This is a genomic window from Antrihabitans auranticaus, assembly GCF_016481275.1.
In the GTDB taxonomy this organism is placed as follows: Bacteria; Actinomycetota; Actinomycetes; order Mycobacteriales; family Mycobacteriaceae; genus Antrihabitans.
The window spans coordinates 809,905-830,436 of the sequence record NZ_JAEMNW010000003.1 but is presented as its reverse complement, the minus strand read 5'-3'; the positions used below and the strand labels follow the sequence as shown (position 1 = coordinate 830,436).

18 protein-coding genes and 1 pseudogene are annotated in these 20,532 nt (G+C 64.9%); 7 read left to right on the top strand and 12 right to left on the bottom strand.

All coding sequences use genetic code 11. From position 1 onward, the window contains the following. A pseudogene (locus tag JGU72_RS18080) lies at positions 1–160 on the top strand (IS30 family transposase); the annotation flags it as partial. Positions 161–251: 91 nt separating this feature from the next. Here the strand turns inward: JGU72_RS18080 and JGU72_RS18075 are convergent. The 7 genes from JGU72_RS18075 to JGU72_RS18045 are packed head-to-tail and all read right to left on the bottom strand — an operon-like array spanning position 252 to position 7,954. Continuing rightward, positions 252–884: a class II aldolase/adducin family protein gene (locus tag JGU72_RS18075; RefSeq protein WP_199685301.1), complete on the bottom strand. Its 633-nt coding sequence runs from the start codon at positions 882–884 to the stop codon at positions 252–254. Positions 885–895: 11 nt separating this feature from the next. Beyond that, positions 896–1,804: an SGNH/GDSL hydrolase family protein gene (locus JGU72_RS18070; protein WP_199685300.1), complete on the bottom strand. Its 909-nt coding sequence runs from the start codon at positions 1,802–1,804 to the stop codon at positions 896–898. Beyond that, positions 1,777–2,874, bottom strand: a complete 1,098-nt coding sequence (locus JGU72_RS18065; protein ID WP_199685299.1) for a methyltransferase — start codon at positions 2,872–2,874, stop codon at positions 1,777–1,779. The genes JGU72_RS18070 and JGU72_RS18065 overlap by 28 nt, the downstream gene beginning before the upstream one ends. A 49-nt stretch (positions 2,875–2,923) precedes the next feature. Beyond that, positions 2,924–4,180: a CHAT domain-containing protein gene (locus tag JGU72_RS18060; protein ID WP_199685298.1), complete on the bottom strand. Its 1,257-nt coding sequence runs from the start codon at positions 4,178–4,180 to the stop codon at positions 2,924–2,926. Continuing rightward, positions 4,174–5,640, bottom strand: coding sequence for a tetratricopeptide repeat protein (locus JGU72_RS18055; RefSeq protein ID WP_199685411.1), 1,467 nt, complete (start codon positions 5,638–5,640; stop codon positions 4,174–4,176). Before JGU72_RS18055 ends, JGU72_RS18060 begins: the two co-directional genes overlap by 7 nt. A gap of 17 nt (positions 5,641–5,657) precedes the next feature. Continuing rightward, complete coding sequence (locus JGU72_RS18050) at positions 5,658–6,638, bottom strand: hypothetical protein (RefSeq protein WP_199685297.1); 981 nt, start codon at positions 6,636–6,638, stop codon at positions 5,658–5,660. Beyond that, a complete protein-coding gene (locus JGU72_RS18045; RefSeq protein WP_199685410.1) occupies positions 6,638–7,954 on the bottom strand; it encodes a hypothetical protein in 1,317 nt (438 codons plus the stop codon). Before JGU72_RS18045 ends, JGU72_RS18050 begins: the two co-directional genes overlap by 1 nt. A 189-nt stretch (positions 7,955–8,143) precedes the next feature. On the opposite strand from JGU72_RS18045, the gene JGU72_RS18040 reads away from it, so the two are divergent. Beyond that, a complete protein-coding gene (locus JGU72_RS18040; RefSeq protein WP_199685296.1) occupies positions 8,144–8,662 on the top strand; it encodes a lipoprotein LpqH in 519 nt (172 codons plus the stop codon). A 129-nt stretch (positions 8,663–8,791) separates the two neighbouring features. Then, complete coding sequence (locus tag JGU72_RS18035; RefSeq protein ID WP_199685295.1) at positions 8,792–9,835, top strand: beta-ketoacyl-ACP synthase III; 1,044 nt, start codon at positions 8,792–8,794, stop codon at positions 9,833–9,835. On the opposite strand, the gene JGU72_RS18030 is transcribed toward JGU72_RS18035, so the two are convergent. After that, entirely contained in the window at positions 9,832–10,608 is a 777-nt protein-coding gene (locus JGU72_RS18030; RefSeq protein WP_199685294.1) for an SMP-30/gluconolactonase/LRE family protein, read from the bottom strand. The genes JGU72_RS18035 and JGU72_RS18030 overlap by 4 nt on opposite strands. A gap of 103 nt (positions 10,609–10,711) precedes the next feature. Here JGU72_RS18030 and JGU72_RS18025 point away from each other — a divergent pair, with 103 nt between their 5' ends. Beyond that, positions 10,712–12,040, top strand: coding sequence for a UDP-glucose dehydrogenase family protein (locus tag JGU72_RS18025; RefSeq protein WP_199685293.1), 1,329 nt, complete (start codon positions 10,712–10,714; stop codon positions 12,038–12,040). Positions 12,041–12,044: 4 nt separating this feature from the next. Here JGU72_RS18025 and JGU72_RS18020 read toward each other — a convergent pair whose 3' ends face one another. Both JGU72_RS18020 and JGU72_RS18015 read right to left on the bottom strand, forming a co-directional pair. Continuing rightward, positions 12,045–13,517 (bottom strand): flavin-containing monooxygenase, encoded by a 1,473-nt coding sequence (locus JGU72_RS18020; RefSeq protein WP_199685292.1) that lies wholly within the window; start codon positions 13,515–13,517, stop codon positions 12,045–12,047. Next, the gene (locus tag JGU72_RS18015; protein ID WP_199685291.1) at positions 13,514–14,407 is read right to left on the bottom strand and encodes an SDR family oxidoreductase; all 894 of its coding nucleotides are present in this window, start codon (positions 14,405–14,407) and stop codon (positions 13,514–13,516) included. Before JGU72_RS18015 ends, JGU72_RS18020 begins: the two co-directional genes overlap by 4 nt. Before the next feature lie 85 nt (positions 14,408–14,492). On the opposite strand from JGU72_RS18015, the gene JGU72_RS18010 reads away from it, so the two are divergent. Continuing rightward, positions 14,493–15,137, top strand: a complete 645-nt coding sequence (locus JGU72_RS18010; RefSeq protein WP_199685290.1) for a TetR/AcrR family transcriptional regulator — start codon at positions 14,493–14,495, stop codon at positions 15,135–15,137. A 120-nt stretch (positions 15,138–15,257) separates the two neighbouring features. Here the strand turns inward: JGU72_RS18010 and JGU72_RS18005 are convergent, their stop codons facing one another. Then, entirely contained in the window at positions 15,258–15,902 is a 645-nt protein-coding gene (locus JGU72_RS18005) for a TetR/AcrR family transcriptional regulator (RefSeq protein WP_199685289.1), read from the bottom strand. Between the two features lie 122 nt (positions 15,903–16,024). Between JGU72_RS18005 and JGU72_RS18000 the strand changes: the two genes are divergently transcribed. Together JGU72_RS18000 and JGU72_RS17995 are read left to right on the top strand one after the other, a co-directional pair. Next, positions 16,025–19,003, top strand: a complete 2,979-nt coding sequence (locus tag JGU72_RS18000; RefSeq protein ID WP_199685288.1) for a type II toxin-antitoxin system Rv0910 family toxin — start codon at positions 16,025–16,027, stop codon at positions 19,001–19,003. A gap of 105 nt (positions 19,004–19,108) precedes the next feature. Then, a complete protein-coding gene (locus JGU72_RS17995) occupies positions 19,109–20,146 on the top strand; it encodes an alpha/beta hydrolase fold domain-containing protein (protein WP_233532512.1) in 1,038 nt (345 codons plus the stop codon). Positions 20,147–20,208: 62 nt separating this feature from the next. Here JGU72_RS17995 and JGU72_RS17990 read toward each other — a convergent pair whose 3' ends face one another. Next, positions 20,209–20,382 carry a CsbD family protein gene (locus tag JGU72_RS17990; protein ID WP_199685287.1) on the bottom strand — a complete coding sequence of 58 codons (174 nt, stop codon included), beginning with the start codon at positions 20,380–20,382 and terminating at the stop codon, positions 20,209–20,211. Positions 20,383–20,532: the final 150 nt, after the last annotated feature.

The following is a 20,532-nucleotide window of genomic DNA, read 5'->3' as shown; positions in this document are numbered from 1 at the left end:
CCAAGACCTCTCCGTCTTCCCCGCCGACTACCTCGACTACGTCGCCGCGCAACTCAACAACCGCCCCCGCAAAACTCTCGGCTGGAAAAAGCCGGCCGAAGTCCTCGACGAGCTACTGTCCAATCCACCAAATCCACCCGCTGTTGCAACCACCGCTTGAATCCGCCCGACTCTAGGGCCCTATTTTCGGTGCGACTCCCGAGTCGGGGTGCGGCTGTGTGCGTGCGACGGTGTGGGCGCGGGGGTGGGTGCTACGCCCGCCGCGTCGTCCCGTAGTTCTGCTCTGCGATCGTTGCCACCACCGCAGCCAGTGCCTCGTCGCCCAGCGCCCGGACCGTCCCCATGGACGCCGCCCGCAGGTACACCGTCGACGCCCATTCGAGCAGCCGAGCCGAATCCATTGCCGCGTCCAGCGTTGCGCCGTAGGTGATGGCACCATGGTTCGCCATCAGGGCGGCCGACTTCCCCTCCAGCGCAACGAGAACCGCGTCGGCGAGTTCCTGGGTACCGAAAGTCTTGTACGGCGCAACGCGGACCGCTCCGCCGAACGCGAGCATTTGGTAATGCACGCAAGGCAATTCGTCGACGACGCAGCCCACGGCCACACACGTCGTCGCGTGGGTGTGAACGATCGCGCCGGCGTCGGTGGCTCGATAGATGCCGAGGTGGATCGCAAGTTCGGACGTCGGTGCGAGTTCACCGTCGACTACGTTCCCATCCAGATCGACGACGGTGACCTCGTCTGCCGAAATCGTCGAGAACTTTGCTCCCGTTGCGGTAATGGTGATCAGGTCACCAGCCCGGGTACTCACATTTCCGGCGGTGCCCAGCACCAGACCTTCTTCGGCGAGCGCACGACAGGCACTGGCGACAGCAGCTTTCATAAGCGACGTGTCTACCCGCCGAGCGCGGCGAGCACTACACCGGCCTGATAATCGCCGCCCAGTTGGTTCGGATGAAACGGCACGGCGAGGCCGGGCGGGTTGCCCGATATCGGAGCCAAACCTTCGACCCAACGGATTCCGGCGGGCTGGCACGCGTCGTGACCGATGCTCGAAGAATAGGTATCGACGAACTCGGCAGCTGCCGATTGTGCTGCCCGAGCGAGCATCCCGTTGATCTCGATCATCTTGGCGCGCAACCACTCGGCGTCCGCATCGGTGATCGGAATCGTCGGGAAGCAACCACGGTCCCCGATCGCGGCAAAGTAGTCGACGACGAGAATTCGCGCGCGCGGAGTCCGTTCCCGGATGCCGTCGATGACGGCAATCACGCCGGGCTCGGTTGCGGCGATATTCGCAGACATCCGGTCGACGCCGCCGACCACGTACTTTGCCATGCAGGGTGCGCCGACATTCGTCACTGTAAGACAGTCGAACACGGCATCCGCGAGACCCGCATCGTTGCCACCGATGCCCAGCGTCACGAGATCCGTTGTCGGAGTGAGCCGATCGAACTGCGCGGCATTGGAACCACCCAACGGCGCATCTTGTGCGCCAGTCATGTCACCCGTCTCCGCGGCACCGCAGGTCGCGTCACGAAACACCGGGACCTCGAGCGCGTCCGCAACCTGTTTCGGATAGTTCGCACGACTTTGGACGCAGCCCATAGGCACGAATCGATCGGTCGCCTGAACGACCGTCGCGCCGGCGGACCATGAGTCGCCGAGAGCGACGTATTCGCTGTACCGGGGCGCTGCAACCGCGGTCGGAAGGTGACCGACGAACAACGTCGCACATGCTGCCGCCAGCAGCGCTACACGGCCCGCTCCGGCTATCACGCCGGCACTGCTTCGACGAGGCATGCCGGCGCAACGGTCGGCACGATGCGAGTGAGCCGGAACCCGGCGCGACCGAGCAGATCCCTGTACTCGGCCGCCGTCCGCTCTTTGCCACCCACGAACAGCAGCATGTCGAGGTCCAGCATCTTCCCCGCGTGCGGCCGGTTCCCTTCGGGGATAACGTCTTCGATCACAAGCAGAGTTCCGCCCGGTTCGATCGACGCACGGACGTTCTGCAAGATCTCGAGCGCCTTCTCGTCGTTCCAGTCGTGCACGATGTGCATCAGTAGATACAGGTCGGCGCCTGTCGGAACTGATTCGAAGAACGAGCCGACCTCGATGCTGCACCGATCCGCTACACCGGCTTCGTCGATGACAGGCCGCGCATCGCGAGCGACCGACTCGAGTTCGAACAGGACGCCGCGCGAGTCCGGCGAGTCCCGCAGAATCGATGCAAGCAAACTGCCCTGGCCGCCCCCGACGTCCACGATCGTCGCAAACTTCGTGAAGTCGTACGCGGAAAGAATTGGCGGCGTGTTCATCTCGGCCACACACGTCATGCCGGCATTGAAGACAGCGCCGAATTCGACATCCTTCTGCAGATGCTCGAACAGCGGACGCCCGTGCAATTTGTCGATACTCGGTGCACCTGACTGCATCGAGTACTCGAGCTGTCCCCACGCTGCCCAGTAGGAGGGATGCCCGAGCATCGTCAGTAATGGGCGGACCGATGTCGGCGAATCCGTGCGCAGCGCCTCCGACATCGACGTCAATTCGTAACGCCCGTCCGGCAACGGCCCAAAGACGGAAAACGAAGCGAGATAGCGCAGTAGGCGAGCGGTCGCGTCAGGGTCCGTACCGATCCGCGCAGCGATATCCGACGGGCTGAGCGGGCCGTCGGCCAGCGCGTCCGCAACGCCTAGCCGCGCCGCGGTGAACAGTGCCTGGGCGGACGCAAACCCTGTTGCCATTTCCAGTACCCCGACCGGAGCCGGAACCAGTCTTCTATTGAGGTTCGCAATTCCCGCCCTGACCGCCTCAGCGATTCTGACGATCCGAACAGGCGGGAGTTTCGGCCGATCCGAGCGCGACATGACGCTTCCTCCCTCACGTGAAAGACCCGGCAAGCTCAATATTGCCGCATCAGACCGTCGACACTGTCGCGAACGCAACCCACAGCACCGGCGAATACGCCGCCGTCCGTTCTGCCCGCCATGCGGCCAAACGCGCACGCTGCCATTCACCCAGCGCACGAACGGGATCGTCCTGCTCGTGCGCAGCGTCGATTTCGCATACGGCGTCCTGCAGCGGCCGCGTCTCCGGTGCCGCGCCGGCGAACTGGCTGAACGCAAAGTCGGTCGGCAACGGCCAGCGGCTCGCAGTCACGAGTTCCGCACCGTTCTGGATCATCGCCGTGACCAGTCCGAGGGACTCGCTGAACCGCAGATCGCCGCCGCTCTCACAGGCGATCAAGGCAACTCGGCTGGGCACTGGCCATTGCTGTTGCCCCGCAACCGGATCGTCGACGAGCATGTGCGTGCCGAGGAGCAGGTCCTTGGCAGCGAAGGGCCGGTGGGTGCGCATCGGCGCTGCGAAGCCAACGGTATCCGCCGTGCACGCCAGGTGCAGCTCGGCGGACTCGCTCTCGCCCGATTCCGGTGCCGCAGCGGTCACGTGACCGACGTACAGGAGACGGCTCGCACCTGCGCGTAGTTGTTCGCCGAGCCACGCGCGGTCGACGTCGTCCCGCCGGAAGGCGTCCACTGGATCGACGACCGCCGGCCGCAGCCTGTCGGCATGACGCGCGACCATTCGGGCAGCCGGCATCGCGGCATCCGGCCGTCCCAGCACCGAACCAAGTGCCGAGTCTGCCCGGAAGCCGGGCACACGCGGATCGAGCAATGCCACGACGGGCAAGTGCCGCACAGACTCCCACACCGAAGCATTCCGGCCCGCAGCCTGCACGACGCTGAGCGGCGCAAGCATGCTGAGGTCTGCGATATCGAGCAGCCGAACTTCGGCGTCGGGAGCGATCAGCTCCCACGGCACCTGCGCGGTTCTGGGCGAGGGTTGCAGGCGAATGTGGGGGCGAATGCCGTGCGTCATGAGATCGTGCAGCTGGACGGCAAGTCCGTACGGAAGAAACGTACGGGAAAGTTGTTGCGCCAGTTCGTTCTCGGCGTCGAACGACGCCAAAGCGCCGGTCGACAGTGCGCGACGGACACCATTCGGGTCGGCAAGGTCGGGCAACCCGGCTGCGAGCGCCGCGAGCGCCGCGGCGACCTGATCTTCTGGCGCCACACTCACACCGCCGGAGTGCGTGTCTGCGAGCCAACGCCACGAGGTGAATACGTGTCCCGCGTCGGCCATCCGCACGATGACGGTCGGCGGGTTCACCATACTTTCAGCACTCGGGGGTCACGTACGTTCAGGCCGTAACGCTGCTCCGCGGCAGCGATGTGGTCGGCGAGCACAATCCGGCCGTCAGTCGTCGCCAGCTTCGGCGGGCGCGCGACCGCGAGACCCGCACTCGCCGCAAAGCCCGCCAGCGCAACGCCGAGGTGCAGCGGAGCACTGGGGCCGACGGGCACAGGCGCCACGACTCGGTCGAATGGAATCTGCTTGGAGACAGGCCCGGTGGTGGCGATCTCCCGCAGTCCCGTTCCGGCACATTGCGTCTCGATGAGGTCGGCAAGCAGGACCGCGTCGCCCGTCGCGTAGGCGAGGCGAAATGCCAAAGCCATGGCTGGATCGGCGATCCGACGCTTCCACCGGTCACGTTGGTAACCCGTCGCGAACGAGTGCCGAACGGAATCGATAGCGAGAGCGGCGGGCACCGCGATCGCAACTGCGCGAATCGCCAGTGCTGGATCCGATTGAATCGATGACTCCAGCAGCATCGCATGCCAGTAGTCGGTCGCAGCGCACTGCAGACCGAGACCGCGTTCGGCGTAGGTACTCAGGGCGGCAGCCAAGTGGTCGTCCGCTAGCCGATGATCGCCTGCAGAGTAGGCAAGAGTTGCAAGGCGGGTCCGTACGTCTGCCGCGTCCAGAACCGCACCCGTCGCCTGGAAGTAGTCGAGACTACGCCGATAGAAATCGGCTGCACGCTCGGTCTTTCCTTGACCTTCAGCGAGAAATGCCAAGGCCTTCAACCCTATTCCCACCCGGTGACCGATACCGGCCCGCTCCAGGTGGGCCTGGCTCGTCAGTAGCAGCGGCTCGGCGTCGTCGAGTCGATCGGTCCGCAGAAACATCAGGCCGAGGTTCTGCTGCGTCTCCGCGACCGCGGTCGGATTATCCGCTGCCCGAAACGCGGCCAGGGCCTGCTCCGCGAAGTCGACGGCCTGGTCGGTTCGGCCGGTTTCGAAATTGACGGCAGCAAGGTTGAGGAGCGGATGGCCCGCCAGCTCAGGGGCGAAATGCACTGCGGCATCGAGTGATTCCGTCGCGAGGTCCGTCGCCCGCGCCCAGTCTTGTCGATGGATCGCAACTGCCGTCAACGAGAGCAGGCACGCAACCAGGAGGTCGCCCTGGGCCGTCGAGCCGACGAGAAGGTCGCGCGCATTCTCGAGCGCCGCCTGTGCGCCTTGCAAGTCGCCCACATGCTGCAAAGCCTGCGAGAGGTTGACGAGCGCCGCGGGCCGCAGCCGCGGAGCGTCGGCGGGAATGAGGTCCAGCGCCGTTCGGTACGCGGCAATCGCGCCACGGTGGTCGCCCAACTCGTCGGACATGCTCGCCGCGTTCACCATTGCGTTGATCCGCACCGTGCCCGTTGCTACCCGGCTCGCTTCCTGAAACGCACGAAGGGCGCCTGCGACGTCGCCGGCCGCGTAAGCCGCCGCGCCGGCTTCCAGCATTTCTTGCCCGTCCAACGTCAGAAGTCCGTATCCGAACCGGCGGCGGCAACTTCCGCGAGCAGCAGATCGTCGGCAGCGGCGTTGCTCAAGCGCCGCCGCACCATGTCTCGAACTTGATCACGAATCATCCTGCCGCCGACTTCATCCCGGCCGTGCACGCCGAAGCCTGGAACGACGACCGTTACGCTCGCCTCCGAGCCCGCGTCCGGGGCAAGGGCTTCGCCCCGCCACACGTCGCCTGCCAGGCTCAAGTCGATTCCGACGCCGTCGACGGTCGCCCTCGGTCGTATGTGCTCGGGCAGCGCGATATCGGCATCCGGCGCCGCGACCACCTCTACCCGGGCAATCGTCCGGCCAGGTTCCCGCACTATCTCCCACGAAACCGCACGCTCGGACGCATCCAGCATTCCGGGCGGACACCTGCGCCAGTCGGTTCCGCCGGTGCCACGCGCAAGGGTCACGGCCTCGGGGCGCAATGCAGTGACGGACCCAGCCGCAAGCGCGTAATCGTCGGCCCGAGAACTTGTTTTGCTAGCCAGCAGCGGCTCGTCCCACACGAAGTCGTCGTCGACGAGCAAATCGCAGGCGCTCACGAGGTCGACGATCTCGCCGCTCAACAGGGTTCGATCCAGGGGCGGAATCGCGTCGATGGTGGACGCCGGCCACCACCGTGACGCCCACAATGCGTACGCGAGGCGTCGGGCGTTTCGCGCAACCTCCGGCACGGCCGGTGCGGCGGCGAAGTCGCCTGCCGCACCGTCTGCGAGTGCGACGGAAACCACCTCACCGTAGATCGCCCATATCCACTCTTGTGCGCGCGCAACATCATCGATCACGGCGGCTGGAGTGTGCGTGTCCCCGAGCAGGTTCCAGGAAAGATGCCCGCCCGATACTTCGAGGACCGCTGTATCGATCCCCGCTTCGTCGAATTCGACGATGTCGGGGCCGATGGTCCACATACCCTCCGGCACAGGTTGAATACGCACAGCCTCGGTCATCAGCTAGCCCTCGGTTCGAGCGCGTCGGCATCCGGACTCGCACCGAGCGCTCGCTTCACCCGCATCCGATGATCGAGGATCACCGAGCGCGCGACGCCGTCGAGCAGGTCCCACAGTTCTTCCACGTCGTAAATGTTCGCCTCGCGCACATCCCTGCCATGCAGGCGCACCCACAGGCGCCGAATATAGGCGCGCCACGGGGTCCGCAGTTCGGCCGCGATGACCGCCAGCGGGTTGTCGGCGGGGAGGTCCTCGTCGTCGCACACTACGAGCCGGCGCGCCTGCAGGACGTACGCCTCACGCCGCCACCTGCTGTTGATCACCCTCCTGGCGAGGGATGGGTCGTCATCGGGGGACAGGTGCGGCTGGATCGGCCGCAGTCCCAGCGCCAACTGTGCGCCGATCGTGGCCGTCACGCGCAGCGACTCGTCGAGAAGTGCCCAGGGCGAACAACTTCGAGTGATCTCGGTTCGCACGAGGTCCGGTATCGGTGGTAGCTCCGACCGCTCGCTCGACGCCTGCAGGACAGTGAACACGCGCTCGAAAACCGTCCGGTCGAACGGGAGAGCGAGCGTCGCTTTCGCGGCGGAGGTTCCCAGTCTGGGCGCAGGCGGCAAGCGCACAGTGGTCAGTCCGAGTTGCGCTGCGTCGCTGTCGAACTTGCCCGTCCACAGCTGGATACCGCGATGTGTGCCCACACCTTCCGCGATCAACTCGTCGAACATCTTCTCGGCAGTTCCCGTGTCGGCACCGAGTCGGGCGCCCGCCGACCCGTCGAGCACGGTACTGATGAGCTGCTCATCGTCGATCGGCACGCTCGTTCGCAAATTTCTTCGCCGCCAACCGGTTTCGATCGCGCGTGCAAGATCGGTGATCCGACGCGGATCGGTGAGATGGTCCTTGAGCGCCTGCGTCGTCCGCCCTGCGGCAGTGTCATGGATCTCGCGAATCGCCTGCTCCGCGGGCGCGGTGTGGGCAGGGTCGGGGCGTCCGGCCGTCACCGCCAGCTCGTAGCAGCGCTGGAAGTACAGGTCCTGCGGGTTGCCCTCGACAATCTGCAGTGACCTGCGCACGCGCTTCAGAAGCGTGAACCACTCGGCGGTGGCGCGCAGGACGTCCGTTGCCGCACTCAACCGGGATTCGATCGCCGCCGCGCCGTCCGCCGACACCATCGGACCACCACATTGCGGGTTCTGGACAGGCCTGATCACCAGCGGGTCCAAGATCAGCTTCACGGTGCGGCTCAGCGGCCCACCCTGCGGGTTGCTGAGCGAATCGACGCCATCCAGCGTGCGCCAGACCTCGTCCAGCACCATTGCGCGAGGTCGGCGGGCCAATTGCATTCGACCAGGTTAACCGAGGTTTGTGGCAGATGCGCCACCCCAAACCTGGGATCGGTAGGCGGCCGGCGCTTCATACGTTTCTTCATGTCGGCGCCACTCCCGGAGCCGAAAGGATCGCTTGACGGGCGCCGAGCGCCCCTCACGAAATGTGAAGGACGAATCATGAGGAAGATCAACCGGGTCTCCGCCACCCTCGCCGCCGCCACCGCCGCACTTGCCCTGCTCGTCACCGCGTGCAGCGACGACTCGGACGTCTCGACCCCGACCGCGAACACTCCGGCGACATCGGACAGCGCGTCGGTTGCGTCGGTCGACGGCAAGGCGATCGACGGCAAGTTCGACACGACGTGCGCCAAGCAGGGCGGCACGCTCGCGCTCGCTCTGGCAGACCTCGACAACGGCACCTACGGCAACCTGGGCATCAGCGCGACGCTCACCGGCGACGACACCGTCACAGCAGTCGCGATCGGCGGCACGAAGGGCGGTTCCAACGGCCTGCCGTACGCGATCGGCTACTCGCCGGGCGTCCCCGGTGGTTCCGCAACCGTGACGAAGGACGGAAACACCTACAAGGTGACGGGCGAAGGCGTCGGCACCCCTGACCCCACCAACCTCAGCGGCGACGTTCCGTCGGCGAAGTTCGAGATCACGTTTGCCTGCTCTACGATCGTCGGCGGGTAAGGGCGCAGCCCCTGTGCGCGGTTGGCGAGTCCATAGACTCTCCAACCGCGCACGGGCGCCTAGCGCCTGCAGGTAGGTTTATGTCTGACGGCACCCGTTTGCAGTGCTGCGGCAGGGTAGGAGACGAGCATGGATGCGCCCATCAATACGCTGAAAGGCGCTACGCACACAACGATTCTCGGCCTGGGTGTGTACAGGCCGAAGCGAGTTGTGCCGAACTCCGAGATCGTCGACGCGATCGAATCGAGCGACGAGTGGATTCAGACCCGCTCGGGTATCAAAACCCGCAGATTCGCTGGTGCCGACGAGACGATCATCGGCATGAGCGTCGACGCGTGCCGCAAGGCGCTCGATGCGGCGGGAATCACAGCCGACCAGATCGGTTGCGTAATCCTGTCGACGTCGTCGCGGCTCGTGCTCGGTCCGGCGGCGGGTCCGCAGGTCGCCGCCCAGCTCGGAATGCACAACTGCCCGGGCTTCGACATCTCCGCGGGTTGCTCCGGCTTCTCGCACGCGCTGACCCTCGGTTCGGACATGATCCGGGCCGGCACGGCGAAGTATGTCCTCGTCATCGGAGTCGAGCGGCTCAGCGACCTCCTCGACTCGCACGACCGGACGACCGCATTCATCTTCGCGGACGGTGCCGGCGCTGCCGTGGTCGGTCCGTCGGAGACCGAAGGCATCGGACCGGTCGCGTGGGGATCGGACGGCGGCCAGTGGGACGCCATCTGGCAGGACAAGGACTTCGGGACCTACTTCGACGAGGTCGCCGCTGCCGAGGCGGCCGGCACCACCTCGGTTCGGCCGTATATCCGCATGAACGGCGCCAAGGTGTTCCGCTGGGCGGTCACATTCCTCGAGTCGGCGTGTCGCACCGCGGTCGAACTGGCCGGCGTGAAGATCGAGGATCTCGACGTATTCATCCCGCACCAGGCCAACAACCGGATCACAGACGCGCTCACGCGTGTGTTGAAGTTCCCCGACAACGTGGTCGTCGCTCAGGACATCATCGAGTCCGGCAACACCTCCGCGGCATCGATCCCGCTGGCGATGGACCAGGTCCTCCGCTCCGGTGAAGCCAAGCCGGGCGACAAGGCGCTGGTCATGGCCTTCGGCGCGGGCCTCGCCTACGCGGGGCACGTCCTGACGCTGCCCCCGATTCCGCAGGACTAGACGGGTATGCGGGCCTGCGGCAACGGCAGGCCCGCGACACCGGGCGACCCGGTCAGCAGTGCGCCGACCGTCGTCACGTACAAGGTCGAGTCCGCGAAGGCGAGCGACGAGACGAAGCTGCCTGGGATGTCGAGCACCGAATCGAGTTCGCCGTCCGGTGTGAACCGTGCGATTCCGCCACCGCTCCCGAGGGCCACCCAGACTCCACCTTCCGCATCGACAGTGAGCCCGTCGCATTCGCCCCGCGGAGCGTGCGCAAACACGTAGGACTCACCGTCACGAAGTGCGCGGATCCTGCTGGCGGCGTATTCGGAGATATAGAGAGTTTCGCCGTCAGGTGCGTAGGCCATTCCGTTCGGCCACATGAGATCGTCTGCCAGCGTGGAGGTTTCGCCGTTTGCGTCGATACGGACCACTTCGCTCGGCACTGCGGCCTCACCATTTTGCGGCCTGTGCCGGAGTACACCGACGACCAACGATCCGTCAGGCGCGACCGTCACGTCGTTGAATCCGGTCGCGCCGGCGATGGTCAGCAGAGTCGTGACACCACCGGTCCCGGCGTACGAGACGTCGCGGCCGGTCACAACCAAGCCGCCTTCGGCGTGCGGCGCAATTCCGCCGATACCGCGCCTCGCCAGAAGAACCTCCTCGACGATGCCGTCGCGAAATCTGAAGACGCCGCCTGCCGTCACGTTCGAAAAGAGCACACGACCGACGGAATCGGGCCGGGGAGCTTCGAGCAGGCCGTTCGCCTCGAACAACGTCGTAAACATGCAGCCAACATAGCTCTACCTGGGGTTTCGGCGTCGATGACAGTTAACCTTCACGCCACCTGGAAGTAGATTCTCCCCTTTTATGGTCGTGTAGCTTGACGCCATGTCGGTTCGATTGACGGTGCTCGGCACCGGTTACCTCGGCGCTACCCATGCTGCGTGTATGGCCGAACTCGGCCACGACGTGCTCGGTGTAGACGTCGATGCGGACAAGATTGCCAAGCTGACCGCCGGGCAGGCGCCCTTCTACGAGCCGGGCCTCGACGAGGTGCTCGCCCGCAATATCGCGGCCGGACGGCTCCGCTTCACGACGTCCTATGCCGAGGCCGCCGCGTGGGGCGAAGCGCATTTCCTCTGTGTCGGGACGCCCCAGCGGCGCGGTGAGAATGCCGCCGACCTGAGGTATGTCGACTCCGTGATCGACAACCTCGCACCGCACGTGGCCAATTCGGCAGTAGTGTTCGGCAAATCGACTGTCCCGGTCGGTACCGCGGCGACGTTGAGCGGGCGTGCCCGCGCAGCGGTCCCCGCCGGTGGCACGCTCGAAGTCGCGTGGAATCCCGAATTTCTCCGGGAAGGTTACGCGGTCCAGGACACGTTGCGCCCCGATCGACTCGTGCTCGGCACCGACACCAGCCGGTCAAGCCGGGCAGAGGAGTTGGCCCGCGAGATCTACGCGGACATTCTCGACGCTGGAACACCGTTCATCGTCACTGACCTCGCCACCGCCGAAATGGTCAAGACCGCCGCCAATTCCTTTCTCGCTACGAAGATTTCGTTCATCAACGCGATGGCAGAAATCTGCGAGGCGTCAGGAGCGGACATCACGGTACTCGCTGACGCGATCGGCTACGACGAGCGCATCGGGCGGCGCTTCCTCAATGCCGGTCTCGGCTTCGGTGGTGGTTGCCTGCCGAAGGACATCCGCGCATTCATGGCGCGCGCAGGCGAATTGGGCGCATCGCAGGCGCTCACGTTCCTGCGCGAGGTCGACAACGTCAACATGCGAGCCCGAATTCGCATGGTCGAAATGACACGCGAGATCAGTGGCGGCTCGCTCATCGGGAAGCGAGTTGCTGTGTTGGGCACGGCATTCAAGCCGAACTCCGACGACGTTCGCGACTCCCCGGCGCTGAACGTGGCCGGTCAGGTCCAGCTCCAGGGCGCGTCGGTGACCGCGTACGACCCGAAGGCCATGGAGAATTCGCGGGCCCTGTTCCCGACCCTCGACTACGCGGCTTCACTGATCGAGGCGTGCGAGGGAGCGGACATCATTCTGGTTCTCACCGAGTGGCCCGAATTCACTGCGCTGCGACCCGCAGACCTCGACGAACTGGTCCGCGGCAAGGTGATTCTCGACGGCCGCAACTGCCTCGATCCCGTGCCGTGGCGAGCTGCGGGTTGGGTCTACCGCGGACTCGGCAGACCCTGACCGATCACACCGAGGTCAGCACACGCTTCGCCGCTACACCGAACCGCATCGACTCGTCGATGCTCCCGTGCCGCAGAGAAACCAAGTCTCGGAAGAAGTTCATGCGCAGCCGCCATGGCGCCTTCGAACCTTGCTTCGGGAACGAATCCACCGACCGCAGAACATAACCCGCAGCAAAGTCGAGGAACGGAACCTCGTCGACGGATGGATCACGCTCGGGCACGCACCAGGTGTCACCCTTGCGATCCATTCGGTCCAGCAGTCGACACACGTACTCGCACACAAGGTCTGCCTTGAGTGTCCACGAGGCGTTTGTGTAGCCGACGATGTAGGCGAAGTTCGGCACGCCACTGAGCATCATGCCCTTGTACGCCATGGTCTTGGCTAGTTCGACCTCCTGGCCGTCCACAACCAACTGCACGCCTCCGAAGGCGAGCAGGTTGAGTCCGGTTGCGGTGATGACGATGTCGGCGTCGAGCTCCTCGCCCGACTTCAGCTTCAGTCCGCGCTCGGTGAAGGTATCGATGTGATCGGTGACGATCGACACCTCGCCCTTGCGGATCGACCGGAAGAGGTCGCCGTTGGGCACGAGGCACAGGCGCTGATCCCACGGGTTGTAACTCGGCGTGAAGTGCGTGTCGATGTCGTAGCCCTTGGGCAACCAGCCCTCCTGCATTTGCCGGATACGCTTCTTCATCGCTTCCGGATAACGCTGGCACAGTTGATATATCGCGGTCGCGAACGACACATTCTTCGCTCGCGTGAGCGCATACGCGGTGCGCGTCGGCAGGTGCCGGCGGAACTTGTTGGCGAGCTTGTCCGTCGCCGGCATCGAGACGATGTAGGTCGGCGAACGCTGCAACATGGTCACATGCTCCGCGTCCGCGGCCATCGACGGCGCCAGAGTTACTGCGGTAGCGCCACTTCCGATGATGACCACGCGCTTGCCGGCATAGTCGAGGCCCTCCGGCCAATGCTGCGGGTGAATGATCTGCCCGGCGAATCGTTCCCGGCCGGCAAACTCCGGCGTGTAGCCCTCGTCGTAACGGTAGTAACCGCTGCAGTTCAGCACGAACCCCGCGGTGAGCGTGACAGTTTCGCCGGTGTCGGTCCGCTCCGCAATCACCGTCCACCGGGCATCGGCGGTCGACCACTCGGTGCGAACAACCTTGTGCCCAAACCGAATGTGTTTGTCGATCCCGTTATCGGTAGCGGTGTCCTTGACGTACTGGAGAATCGTGGAGCCGTCGGCAATGGCCTTGTCCGCGAGCCACGGGCGGAACCGATAGCCGAGCGTGTACATGTCCGAGTCCGAGCGAATTCCCGGATAGCGGAACAGATCCCAGGTGCCGCCGATGGACTCCCGCGCTTCGAGGATCGCGTACCGCTTACGGGGAAACTTCTGCTGCAGGTGATACGCGGCGCCGATGCCGGACAGCCCCGCCCCGACGATCAGCACGTCGACATGGTCGGTCATTTCGGCTGCACCGCTACATCCTCGAGCGCGACGTTTCGCGCGCTCGTCGAGCGGCCCAGCTTCGCGATTTCCGCGTCCATCTTGGCGACGAGCGCCGGTGCCTGCTTCAGCGTCGAACGATCGCCGACCGCTGACGTGACGACCGCCTTGAACCAGCCGATCGGGCCGACCCAGCCCGGCACGTTGACCCGCCGCTTACGGTCTGCCAGTCCCTTGACGAACGCGTCGACACAGACCTCGAGCTTCGATGTCTTGCGCAGCGGGCCGGGCAGGCTGGCCATCATCTCGCCGAAGGACGCCAGATCCTTCTTGGCGTCCTGCACCAACGGTGTGTCGATCCAGGACATATGCGCGCTGCCGACGTCGACGCCGAGATGCGCAACTTCCAGGCGCAGCGCATTCGCGAAGTGTTCGACACCCGCCTTGCTCGCGTTGTACGCCGCGAGACCCGGCGCGGGCGCATACGCCGCGAGCGAGGAGACAACGAGTATGTAGCCCTTGCGCTCGATCACCGACGGCAGCGCCGCGCGCACGGTGTAGAAAACGCCGAGGATGTTGATGTCGATGACGCGCTTGAACGTCGCAGGGTCGACGTTGAGGACCGAGCCGTAGCTCGCGATTCCCGCGTTGGCCAGGACGTAGTCGATGCCGCCGAACTTCGCGACACCGGCGTCGACCGCCGTCTGCATCGCTTCCAGGTCGCAGACGTCCGCGACAACAGGCAACGCGATCTTCTCGCCGAGTTCGTTCGCCAGTTCGCGCAGAGGTCCGCCGTCCAGGTCGATGAGGACAAGCTTCGCGCCGTTCTTCGCGAGCTCGCGCGCTGTGCCCGCACCGATACCGCGACCCGCACCGGTGATGAGGACTACTTTGTCCCGGACCTTGCCCATGTGAAATCTCCTCGCGAATCGTTGCCCATCTGAAACGGCTTGGTGTCAGTTTGTATCTGGAACTCAGCGGTGTCAATATCGACATGTGAGTTCGCCGAAGCTCGATGACGAGAAGGGTCGCACCTACCGTGGTGCGGGTCCACAGCAGCGTCAGGACGAGCGGCGCACCAAGCTGATCGAAGCTGCGTACGAACTGTTCGGCACGATCGGCTACCGCAGTTCGACGGTCGAAAAGATCTGTGCCACCGCGGGACTCACGAAGCGGTACTTCTACGAATCTTTCGACAGCAGCGAGAGCCTGCTTGTCGCGACCTACGTGTACACAACCGACCGATTGCGCGAGCGTGCGGTGAGCGGGACGGCGTCCGCAACGACGCTCGACGACGCGCTACACCACATGCTCGGCGGATTCTTCGGAGCGATCGCCGACGACCCCCGACTGGCCCGGATCACGTTCTTCGAGATTCTCGGCGTCAGCCCCGAAGTCGACCGTACGTATCGACGGGTCACCGAAACCTTCGTCGACACGCTGATCGCGATGATCGGTCCGTCGCTCGGCTCGACCACGGTTCCCGACGACCAGCTTCGGGTCATCGCATCAGGTTTGGCGGGGGCGTTGTTGATGATGGCCCAGCACTGGATCCTCACCGACCGGCCGCAACCGATCGAGACCGTCGTGGCCAGCGCTCACCTGATGGTCACCGCCGTCATCGATCGGATCGGGCGGTAGCTCGCTGCGGCCAAGTCCCGAGTCCTCTCTCGCCGCAACCCGGCTCGGGAGTCGCACCGAGTTTAGGGCCTTATAACGAGTGCGAATCCAGAAAAGTGGTGCGGCGGAGAGCATTTGCCCCTATTTGACCCGCTGACCCTCCACCAACCTGTCGGCGTCCAGTTCGCCCATCAATACGCGCATAGCGCGCTTCCACCTGCGCAGTACGACCTCGCGCGGACCAATATTCGCGCTCAGGATCGATGACATGCTGAGACCGGTGAGCAGATCGATCGTGAACTGAACGAGCGTGGGTAGCCGCGGATCCGCGGTCGGCAAACCCTCCACCCCGAAAACCGTTTCGTAGACGACAGCGAAGATCTTGCGCTCAACCGGTTCGAGCGCGGACCGCAGATCCTCGTCGGTTCGTGCCGCGACCCACAGTTCGAGCATCGCGAAGAACGTCGGTCCGTTGAGATCCCGCCACGCAATATCGACAACCGCGTCGAGGCGATCCAATCCGGCCGGCGCAGCCACCGCTTGATTGCGAAACTCGGCCAGGCGGCGCTCTGCAACGTGCTCCACAGCGGCTGTCATCAGCTCGGTGCGGGTCGGAAAATGGTGCAGCAATGTTCCACGTGCAACATCGGCACGCTCCTGAACTGCGGCAATTGTCGTCGCAGCGTAGCCCCGCTCGATCAGCGATGCGACCACCGCATCCAGCACTCGCGCCCGCGTGGTCGCACGCCGATCCTCCTGTGAGCGTCGAATCTTGGTCTCAACCACGTAGATACCGTACAGATGGACTGATTTCAAGGCAACGTGCGACTTGCATATGAGCACGTCTATCGAACACAATGCCAATAGAGAAACAGTCCGTCTGTACCGGAAATCAAAGAGGATCTCCCATGCCGTCCGAACCACGCCGTCGCCGCAGCACGCTGCGCCGAGTCCGATCTCAGCTCGGCGCCGCAGGGCAATTGCTTCGCGCTGCAGCCTCCGACCCGAACTTGCGCAAGGACCTGCTGGGCGGACTGGTCGGGCGCGCACCGGCCCCCGCAGCGAATCGACCGGTCGGCGACCGCACGCTTCCCGAAGGCTTGGCGGACTACTCCCGAAGCGCCCACGCGTCGGTCGACGTCGACTACCCGGTCGCGGAGACGAGCGCCTTCCTCGCTGACCTCTCACGGTTCCCGTCGTGGCTGACCATGCATGCGGGATGGCGCGGTGATCCACCGCAAATCGCCACGGCTGGAGTCGAATTCACCCAGCAGGCCAAGATCATGGGAATTCCAGCCGACATTCGCTGGACCGTCGTAACAGCGAACGACACCGAGGTCGAGCTACGCGGCCAGGGACCGATGGGGCTCGTCATTGCCCAGTGGCTCACCATCGAGCCTCGCGATTCCGGCTGCACAGTCTGGTTCGACGCCGGGATGGACGGCCAACCGATCCAAGGCCCGATGGGGTCGACGGTCATCCGGAGCCTGGAAGAAGCGCTCGATCAGTCACTCGCGAAGATTCCCGCAGCCATGGCGGCCGCGGGCCCGCTCAAAGTGCGACGGCCAACGCGTGAACCAGTGCTGCACACAGCATCCGGCGTACTGCTGGACCCGAGGACGCCCGTCATCGTCGGCGTCGGACAGGTCGTACAGCGTGTGCCCGATCTGACGAATCCGCAAGAACCGGCAGCACTTTCGGCCACCGCACTGAAGTTGGCCGCCAAAGATTCGGGTGCCGGCGAATCGCTCCTGCGGGCAGCCGACGCCGCGTACGCGGTGCCGAGCGCATCGTGGAGCTACCGCAATCAAGCTGCGCTCGTTGCCGACGCGGTCGGCGCGAATCCGGCGGAAACGGTGCAGTCCAGCAAGTTCGGCGGCGACGGTGGTCAACTGATCATCAACGACGCGGCCCAGTCGATCGTCGACGGCATCGCCGAGATCATCCTGCTCTCCGGCGCAGAATCCGGTGCGACACTCGCCGCGGCACAGCGCGCCGGCAAGGTCCCGAGCTGGACCGAGCAAGCCGCAGGTATCGCGCCGACCCGCACGATCGGCGTAGACCGCACTGCCAACAACGACGCCGAAACAGCCGTCGGCCTCGGTGCACCGATCTACGTCTATTCGCTGCTCGAATCCGCGGTCAGGCGCAGCCTGGGCCGCGAACCGAAGGAACACTCGCAAGCAATCGGCGAACTGTGGTCACGCTTCTCGAGTGTGGCCGCCCGGAACCCGTACGCGTGGCAGCCGACCGAACTCCCTGCCGCCGACATCACGACCACGTCCGAAGACAACCGGATGGTGTCCACTCCGTACACCAAGCTGTTGTGCGCGAACCTGCAGGTAGACCTCGCCACCGGGATGATCATGTGCAGCGCGGCCGCAGCCGAGGAAGCCGGGATCGCGCAAGACAAATGGGTCTTCGTGCACGCCGGCGCATCGGCACACGACGAATGGTTCGTCTCCGAACGCGCGGACCTCGCCGCCTCGCCCGCAATCAGAACAATCGGAGCGGCGGTGCTCGAGCACTCGGGCCTGTCGATCGACGACATCGCGCACGTGGATCTGTACGCATGCTTCCCGTCAGCCGTGCAGATTGCCGCACGCGAACTCGGCCTCCCCGCCGACGATCCGAACCGTCCGTTGACCGTCACCGGCGGCCTCACCTTCGGTGGTGGACCGGGCAACAATTACGGCAGTCACGCTGTCGCGACGCTTGTGGGGCGGCTGCGTGAGCAACCCGAAACCTACGCACTGTCAACGTCACTCGGCTGGTATGCGACCAAACACGCGATCGGAATCTACTCGGCAACCCCGCCCAGGCAGAGCTATGCGTACCTGCACCCGGTCGTCGAGAACCCGCCCTCTCGACCAGTGCTCAGCGGTTACACCGGAGACGCCGTCGTCGAGGCGTACACGGTTCCATTCGCGCGCGACGGCAAACCCGAGGCAGCTGTCCTGAGCTTGCTGAACCCGAAGGGTGAGCGAGTGCTGGTCAGGACGAAACAGGAGGACATCGTCGCGGAAGCCGTCGATGGCGATCTACTCGGACTACCGGTCACTGTCGCGAGCGGTGACGCTGTGACGATCACCGGGACCTGCGCCGTCGACCTCCCTGCGCCGCCACCCCCACCGGTACTCGTCGAGCGACGCGGGCCGATCACCGTCATCACGCTCAACCGGCCGGAGGTCCGCAACGCGATCAACCTGGCCGCGGCCCGAGCGCTCGAGCAGGCGATCGACGCTTTCGAAGCCGCCCCCACAGCGCGAATCGCTGTACTGACCGGCGGCACAGCGGTATTCAGCTCCGGCATGGACCTCAAGGCGGCAGCGCGCGGGCAATTCCCGATCACCGAGAAGCGCGGACCACTCGGACTGGTCGGCGCACCGCCCACCAAGCCGTTGATCGCCGCCGTCGAGGGTGCAGCTCTGGCCGGCGGTTGCGAACTAGCACTGGCAGCGGACCTGATCGTCGCGGCCGACAATTCACAGTTCGGGATCCCCGAACCGAAGCGTGGGCTGGTCGCTGCCGGCGGCGGCGTCCTGCGGTTACGGGAACGACTGCCCCGCAACGTCGCAATGGAGCTAGCACTGACCGGCGACCCGATGCCGGCGGCACGACTTGCCGAACTGGGCCTGGTCAACCGCATTGCCCCGGCAGGAAAGGCGCTCGAGGTCGCACTGGAGCTGGCCGCCCAGATAGCGGTCAACGCTCCGCTCAGTGTCGTGGCGAGCAAGCAGATCATCGTCGAATCGAGCGACTGGAACACCGCCGAATCCTTCGAGCGACAGACCCAGGTCGCCTCGGCGGCGCTCTTCTCCGAGGATGCGACGGAAGGTGTCCGGGCCTTCGCGGAGCATCGTGAACCGGTGTGGCGGGGGCGCTGATCCCGCCGGGAGTAACGCGGGTTCGCGCGGCGGCGACAGCTGATTTAGGCTTTGCCAAATTTGTTGGACCAGCGTCCAGCACCGGGGCAGAAGAAGGGTCGCGCCATGCCGCATCGTCGCGGGAAGACGTCGCTGTCATCGAGCGCTGCACGGGATCAGAACGGTCCCACGCTCACACACTTCGAGGGCGAAAGCGTGACGATGCGCGCCGTCGGTCTCGCGGTGAAGACCACGGTGAAGCCGGTCGTCACTGCGTGGGCCGCGACCCCGCAGTTGCCCTGGCCGTACGCCCTGGCCGACTACCTCGGTCGACCGCTTCGGCGCGTCCGCGGCACCACGGTGCGACAGGTCCGCTTGCGTCACTGTTCTGCCGAGGAGGTCACGCCGCCCGGCCCGGCCCCGTCGCGACACGTTCTCTACTTGCACGGTGGCGCGTTCGTCGTCGGCGGTAAACACCTGCACAGGCAATTGATATCGAAGGTCGCGCATGCGATGGCTGCAACAGCTCTCGCCGTGGAATATCGGAAGTTACCGAAGCACCCGATTCGTTCTGCAATAGACGACGGCCTCGATGGCTACAGGCACCTTCTCGCGCAAGGAATTTCACCAGAGCAGATCATCTTCGTCGGTGACTCCGCGGGCGGATTCCTGGTATTCATGACCGCAATTGCGGCGTTGCGTGAAGGCCTGCCTGCACCTGCCGGAATTGTCGCGATATCGCCGTTGACCGATTTCGATCACGCCGGAAAACTCGACGCGCCGAGCGCCGATTCCTGTGTTGTGTTCTCCCGACGCGCTGTCCACACTTTCGGCGAATTCGCGCATATCGACCGCACTTCCGGCAGTTCGACAGCATTGCGGCTCAATTCCCCCGTCGAATGCGATCTACATGGGTTGCCGCCCACTTTGATTCAAGCGTGCACCGGCGAAATGCTTTATCCGGACGCCCAATTGATGGCTCGCAGACTCGCCGAATCCGGCGTGTCTTGCGAGCTGCAGACCTGGGAGAACTCCGTGCACGTATTTCAGGCAGCAGCGGGAATCGCACCCGAAGCAGCGCAGGCGGTAGCGCAGATCGGCGCCTTCGCTGAGCGCGTTGCACCCGCTACGGGCACGGGTTTCGTCGAACGCGCGATCGGCTGACCCAGACCCGAACGTGGCGGCCCGCACCGTTGCGGACCGCCACTGGATTCAGGTTCGACAAATCAGCTTCGGAAGGCGTCCTTGACGTTCTCGCCCGCTTGCTTGAGGTTTCCGGTCACTTGATCCTTCTGACCCTCACGCTCGGTTTCTCGATCGCCAGTCACCTGGCCGAGTTTCTCCTTGGCCTGTCCAGCCAAGTCTTCGGCCGTGTTCTTTGCCTTGTCGAGACCACTCATGCGACTCTCCCTCCGATTGCGTCAGGCCGGTTTCTACGATTCCCCGGCCCGGCTTTTGATTACCCAGGCCGCGGAACCGCAAACACACGATGTGTTAGATCGCCGATTACAAGGTGGCAATTCCGGCGAAACACGTCATAACCGGCACGC

Excerpts from the sequence above, each read along its gene's own strand:
- JGU72_RS18070 (WP_199685300.1), bottom strand. The coding sequence starts at position 1,804 with ATGCCTCGTCGAAGCAGTGCCGGCGTGATAGCCGGAGCGGGCCGTGTA.
- JGU72_RS18035 (WP_199685295.1), top strand. The coding sequence starts at position 8,792 with ATGGATGCGCCCATCAATACGCTGAAAGGCGCTACGCACACAACGATT.
- JGU72_RS18055 (WP_199685411.1), bottom strand. The coding sequence starts at position 5,640 with ATGCTGGAAGCCGGCGCGGCGGCTTACGCGGCCGGCGACGTCGCAGGC.
- JGU72_RS17990 (WP_199685287.1), bottom strand. The coding sequence starts at position 20,382 with ATGAGTGGTCTCGACAAGGCAAAGAACACGGCCGAAGACTTGGCTGGA.
- JGU72_RS18075 (WP_199685301.1), bottom strand. The coding sequence starts at position 884 with ATGAAAGCTGCTGTCGCCAGTGCCTGTCGTGCGCTCGCCGAAGAAGGT.
- JGU72_RS18060 (WP_199685298.1), bottom strand. The coding sequence starts at position 4,180 with ATGGTGAACCCGCCGACCGTCATCGTGCGGATGGCCGACGCGGGACAC.
- JGU72_RS18015 (WP_199685291.1), bottom strand. The coding sequence starts at position 14,407 with ATGGGCAAGGTCCGGGACAAAGTAGTCCTCATCACCGGTGCGGGTCGC.
- JGU72_RS18025 (WP_199685293.1), top strand. The coding sequence starts at position 10,712 with ATGTCGGTTCGATTGACGGTGCTCGGCACCGGTTACCTCGGCGCTACC.
- JGU72_RS18045 (WP_199685410.1), bottom strand. The coding sequence starts at position 7,954 with ATGGTGCTGGACGAGGTCTGGCGCACGCTGGATGGCGTCGATTCGCTC.
- JGU72_RS18065 (WP_199685299.1), bottom strand. The coding sequence starts at position 2,874 with ATGTCGCGCTCGGATCGGCCGAAACTCCCGCCTGTTCGGATCGTCAGA.
- JGU72_RS18030 (WP_199685294.1), bottom strand. The coding sequence starts at position 10,608 with ATGTTTACGACGTTGTTCGAGGCGAACGGCCTGCTCGAAGCTCCCCGG.
- JGU72_RS17995 (WP_233532512.1), top strand. The coding sequence starts at position 19,109 with ATGCCGCATCGTCGCGGGAAGACGTCGCTGTCATCGAGCGCTGCACGG.
- JGU72_RS18000 (WP_199685288.1), top strand. The coding sequence starts at position 16,025 with ATGCCGTCCGAACCACGCCGTCGCCGCAGCACGCTGCGCCGAGTCCGA.
- JGU72_RS18020 (WP_199685292.1), bottom strand. The coding sequence starts at position 13,517 with ATGACCGACCATGTCGACGTGCTGATCGTCGGGGCGGGGCTGTCCGGC.
- JGU72_RS18050 (WP_199685297.1), bottom strand. The coding sequence starts at position 6,638 with ATGACCGAGGCTGTGCGTATTCAACCTGTGCCGGAGGGTATGTGGACC.
- JGU72_RS18040 (WP_199685296.1), top strand. The coding sequence starts at position 8,144 with ATGAGGAAGATCAACCGGGTCTCCGCCACCCTCGCCGCCGCCACCGCC.